The sequence below is a fragment of the Phenylobacterium sp. genome (assembly GCF_036402295.1).
Taxonomy (GTDB): Bacteria; Pseudomonadota; Alphaproteobacteria; order Caulobacterales; family Caulobacteraceae; genus Phenylobacterium.
Genome location: NZ_DASWTE010000371.1, coordinates 1 through 4,510, shown reverse-complemented (window position 1 = coordinate 4,510; position 4,510 = coordinate 1). Strand labels below are relative to the sequence as shown.

The window sequence follows — 4,510 nt, the reverse complement described above, 5'->3', positions numbered from 1 at the left end:
CGGGCCTCGAAGGCGCCGCCGGCCGGCGCGGCCAGGGCGTCGGCCACTTCGGCGCGGACCGCCTCGACACGCAGCGTGAGGGTCTGGGCGAGCGCCTCGAACCGCTGTTCGGCCACCTCGCCCGCACCGCGCTCCACGGCGCCCAGGCGACGGTCGAGGGTCGCCATCGAGCCTCTGAGATCGTCGAGCGCCGCGGCGGTGCGGGCTTCGGCCATGGCCAGCCGGTCGCCCAGCCGCTCCAGCACCGTCTCCACCACCTGCTCGGGCTCGGCGCGGGCCAGGCGGGCCTCGATCAGGCGCAGCGCCTCGGCCGAGCGCGGACCGATGGGATCGCCCTCCAGCCGGCGCACCCGTTCGCCGTTGTAACTGACCTCGGCCTGGGTCTCGGCCAGCAGCCCCTCGAAACGGGCGGAGGCGGCGTGCTGCTCGCGCTCGGCGGTCTCGATACGGGCCAGCGCCTGGCGCACCGAATGCTCGACGCCGCTGATGGCGAGGCCGGTGCGGGTCTCGGAGGCCTCGATGCGCTCGGTGAGCCGGTCGAGGGCGTAGGCGACGCGGGCGAGGTCGGGCGTGGCCGGCGGCGCGGGCGGCGAAATGGCCCGCAGCCGCGGGGCCTCGACGCGCAGGGCGCGGTCGGAGAACTGGGCCTCGGCCGTGATCTCATCGGGGACGTCGTCCTCGAGGATGATGCGGTTCAGCCACTCGCCCAGGGTCATGCCGGAACGGCGGGCAAGATCCTTCGCGACCTCGCGGGCCTTCGGGTCGATCCCCTTGACGCTCCAGGGCGCCCCCGCGCTCATCCGAATCGCTAGCTCCGTGCCCCTCGGACGCTATCGGTCGATTCCTGGGGTGTAAATTAAACGGCAACGCTAGATATGGTGTGCGACGACGGTTCCTGTGGATGGCCGACGCGGCTTCCGCTAGGGCTCGCCGCATGTCTGCCGGCCCCCTTCTCGCCATCGCCCTGGGGCTCGCCGCCGTGGCGGGTTTCGCCGGCTGGCGCGGCGCGCGGCCGCCCAATCCGATGAAGGGCCCGCGGATGATCCCCTGGCGGCCGATCATGGTCCTGGCGGCGACCGGCGCGATCCTCTTCCTGGTCTCGGCGGAGCGGGCGATCGGGATCCTGGGTTAGTCGCTGGGGCTAGTCCCCGTTCTTCTTCGGCCGCTTGGCGAGGCCGGCCACGCCTCCGGATGACAGGAGGCCGGCGTCGGCCATCAGCCGCGGGATCGCCCACTTGCGCGGGGCGGCCACGAAGCGCGGCTGCCAGGTGGGGTCGTACTTGGACTTGTAGTGGCGCACGCCCTGGAAGTTGTAGATTTCCTCCCCGCGGTCGAAGATCAGCCGGCCCACGCGGCTGAGCGCCGGCGCCAGCGGCCGGTCGTCGAGTCCGGAGAGCGGGGCCATGCCGAAGTCGAAGGCGCCGTAGCCCTCCGCCCGGCCCCAGTTGATCAGCTCCACGAACAGGAAGTCCATGATCCGCGGCGGCCCCTCGGGCACATAGCGCATCAGGTCGATGGAGAAGGCGCTGCGCGAGGCCACCGTCCAGATGTTGGCGAAGGCGATGATGCGGCCTTCCCAGCGGACGATCGCGAGCGGGAACTCCTGCATGTAGCGGTCGCTGAAGCCGCCCAGCGAGAAGCTCTTCTCGCCGCCGGCGTGGTTGGCGAGCCAGATGTCGGAGATCCGCCGCAGTTCGGGCATCAGGGGCGCTATATCTGCCGGCGCCACCACCTCGAAGGTCGCCCCATCCTCCCCGGCGCGGCGCCAGGCGCGGCGCAGGTTGCCCCGCTTGGTGCCCTCGATGGTGAAGCTGTCGAGGGGCGAGACCGCGCCCTCCCCCATCTTCTGGATCGCGAAGCCCAGCTCGACGATGTCGGGCAGGTCGTCGGGGTCGAGGTTGTAGAAGCCGGGCCGCGCGGCGTGGGCGTCGGCCAGTTCGCGGAAACGCCAGAGCAGCTCCAGCCTCTCGTCGCGACGGCCCACGGTGGAGCCCAGGGCGATCCAACTACGGCTGCGCACGCCGAACATCAGGAAGCTCTCGCCCGAGGCCGAGAACAGGAAGCGCTTGTCGCCGAGCAGGGCGAGGTTGGAGGTCGGCCGCGCCATCTCGGCCTTGGCCAGGATCGCCCGCACCCGGTCGAGATCGGGATCGGCCTCGCCCACGATCGGGGGTGTCGCAGCCGAGCCGAGCAGGCGCCAGACCCCGAAGGCGAAGAACGCGATGGCGGCGCCGCCCCAGGCGCGCAGGGAGCGCGCGGCGTCCTCGTCGGCCATCACCTGCCACCAGGGGAGGTCGCCGTAGTCGGCGTTCTCGAACGACCACAGCCCGATCATGCCGGCTCCGACCACGAAGCAGGCGGCCGAGAAGAGCCAGGCGGGCGTCACCTCCATGCGGGTGAGCGCGGCCTTGCGCGGGAATGCGTGGTGGAACGGCGCGAGCACGGCGGCGAGGGCGAGGAGCAGCGCCGTCTCTTCCCAGACGAAGCCCTTCACCAGGCTGAGCGGCGCGGCGACCAGCAAGGTGACGAGGGTGGCGGCCCAGGCGGCGTCGAGGCGGGCCCGCAGGCCGAACGCCAGCATCACCAGCACAAGCCCCAGCACGCTGGAGACGAAGTGGCTGACCTCAATGAGGATCACCGGCTCGAACTCGATCAGGCGGATGAAGCGGGCCGGGATCGACGGCGTGGCGGCCGAGGCGATCAGCATCACACCCGCCGCCAGGGTGAGCAGGGCGGCCGTCCAGGGCGCGGCGGCGGTGACGGCGGGATGGCGAGGGAAGCGCATCGAATCCCTTCTATAGGCGACGTCACGTCAGGTCCGCTCAAACGGGCGTTTAATCTGTCTTTGCCCGGCCGCGGGCGGGCGCTAAGCTCAGGGCCTCAAGTTGAAAGTTTGGGAGATCGGTATGGCCGACTTCGGCGCCACGGACCTGGACGCCTTCGCCAAGGAGGTGCGGTCCGAACTGGAGGCGATGTACCCGGCCGAGCTGCGCGATCCCAAGGCCAAGACCGATCCCGAGGCGGTCTGGGGCGGTCGCGCGTTTGAAGGATCGACCGACCCGCAGATCGTCTGGCTGCAGCGGATGGCCGCCAAGGGCTGGACCGCGCCGACCTGGCCCAAGGAGTACGGCGGCGGCGGGCTGACCGCGGCGCAGGCCCGGGTTCTGGACCGCGAACTGGCGGCCGGCAAGTACCGCACGCCCCTCGCCTCGTTCGGCGTCTGGATGCTGGGTCCGGTGCTGCTGGAGTACGCCAACGAGGAGCAGAAGAAGGAGCACCTGCCCAAGATCGTCGAGGGCAAGATCCGCTGGTGCCAGGGCTACTCCGAACCGGGCGCGGGCTCTGACCTCGCGGGGCTGCAGACCCGCTGCGAGGACAAAGGCGACCACTGGCTGATCAATGGAAGTAAAATATGGACGAGCTATGCAGATAAGGCGGATTGGTGCTTCTGCCTCGTTCGCACGGATACTTCCAAGAAGCACGAAGGCATCTCGTTTGTTCTTATCGATATGGCATCGGCGGGCATCGAGACAAGGCCGATCCAGCTGATCTCGGGCGAGAGCCCGTTCTGCGAGACGTTCTTCACCGACGTGAAGGTCCCGAAGGGCAACCTGGTAGGGCGGCTGAACGGCGGATGGGAGATCGCCAAGCGGCTCTTGCAGTACGAGCGGCAGAACATCTCGGCAGGCTTCGGCGAGGGCGGGTCGGCGGGCGGCGCCTCGGGCGATCTGGCGACGATCGCGAAGCAGTACGGCGCGGCCGACGACCAGGACCTGCGCCGGCGGATCACCGAGAACAAGATGAACTTCGCCGCACTGCGCCAGACGATCGCGCGGTCGGCGGCCGAGAGCCGGGCCGGCAACGGGCCGTCGGCGACGACGTCGATCATCAAGTACGCCGCCGCCGAGTTCGCCAAGGAGCGCTCAGAACTGATGGTCGAGGCGCTGGGCCACCAGGGCCTGGGCTGGGAGGGTGACGGCTTCCAGGGCTCGGAGGTCATGGCCGTGCGCGGATGGCTCCGGACCAAGGCCAACTCGATCGAGGGCGGCACCTCGGAAGTGAACCTCAACGTGATCGCCAAGCGCGTGCTCGGCCTTCCCGATCCTAAGTAGGAGTTAGACCCATGGCCGACTTCGGCGGGCAGGACCTGGAGGCGTTCCGGGCCGAGGTGAAGGACTGGCTGGAGGTCAACTTCCCGAAATCCCTGGCCAAGGACCCGATGGCGCAGGTCGCCAAGATGTCGGGCCAGACGGAGTCCGAGGACGCCCTGAAGTGGCGCCGCGCGATGGGCGGCAAGGGCTGGGGCACGCCGACGTGGCCGAAGGAATACGGCGGCGGCGGGCTGTCGCGCGCAGAGGCGCGCGTGCTGGCCGAGGAGATGGCCAAGGTCGGCGCCCGCAACCCGATCGGCGGCATGGGCGTGATGATGTTCGGCCCGACCCTGATCGAATACGGGACCGAGGCGCTGAAGCGCGAGCACCTGCCGGGGATCATCTCGGGCGACGTACGC

At 70.0% G+C, this 4,510-nt stretch carries 4 protein-coding genes and 1 pseudogene; 3 read left to right on the top strand and 2 right to left on the bottom strand.

Going from position 1 to position 4,510, the window contains the following annotated elements:
- Positions 1-800: pseudogene (locus VGD44_RS21870) on the bottom strand (Localization factor PodJS); the annotation flags it as partial.
- Between the two features lie 134 nt (positions 801-934).
- On the opposite strand from VGD44_RS21870, the gene VGD44_RS21865 reads away from it, so the two are divergent.
- Positions 935-1,132: a hypothetical protein gene (locus VGD44_RS21865; protein WP_331090496.1), complete on the top strand. Its 198-nt coding sequence runs from the start codon at positions 935-937 to the stop codon at positions 1,130-1,132.
- A 9-nt stretch (positions 1,133-1,141) separates the two neighbouring features.
- On the opposite strand, the gene VGD44_RS21860 is transcribed toward VGD44_RS21865, so the two are convergent.
- Positions 1,142-2,785, bottom strand: coding sequence for a phosphatidylglycerol lysyltransferase domain-containing protein (locus VGD44_RS21860; RefSeq protein WP_331090495.1), 1,644 nt, complete (start codon positions 2,783-2,785; stop codon positions 1,142-1,144).
- Between the two features lie 121 nt (positions 2,786-2,906).
- Between VGD44_RS21860 and VGD44_RS21855 the strand changes: the two genes are divergently transcribed.
- Positions 2,907-4,112: an acyl-CoA dehydrogenase family protein gene (locus tag VGD44_RS21855; protein ID WP_331090494.1), complete on the top strand. Its 1,206-nt coding sequence runs from the start codon at positions 2,907-2,909 to the stop codon at positions 4,110-4,112.
- 11 nt (positions 4,113-4,123) lie between these two features.
- Positions 4,124-4,510, top strand: a 387-nt coding sequence (locus VGD44_RS21850) for an acyl-CoA dehydrogenase family protein (RefSeq protein ID WP_331090493.1), incomplete at its 3' end; no start/stop codon positions are given.

Coding starts and splice junctions, on each gene's coding strand:
- VGD44_RS21860 (WP_331090495.1), bottom strand. CDS start 2,785: ATGCGCTTCCCTCGCCATCCCGCCGTCACCGCCGCCGCGCCCTGGACG.
- VGD44_RS21855 (WP_331090494.1), top strand. CDS start 2,907: ATGGCCGACTTCGGCGCCACGGACCTGGACGCCTTCGCCAAGGAGGTG.
- VGD44_RS21865 (WP_331090496.1), top strand. CDS start 935: ATGTCTGCCGGCCCCCTTCTCGCCATCGCCCTGGGGCTCGCCGCCGTG.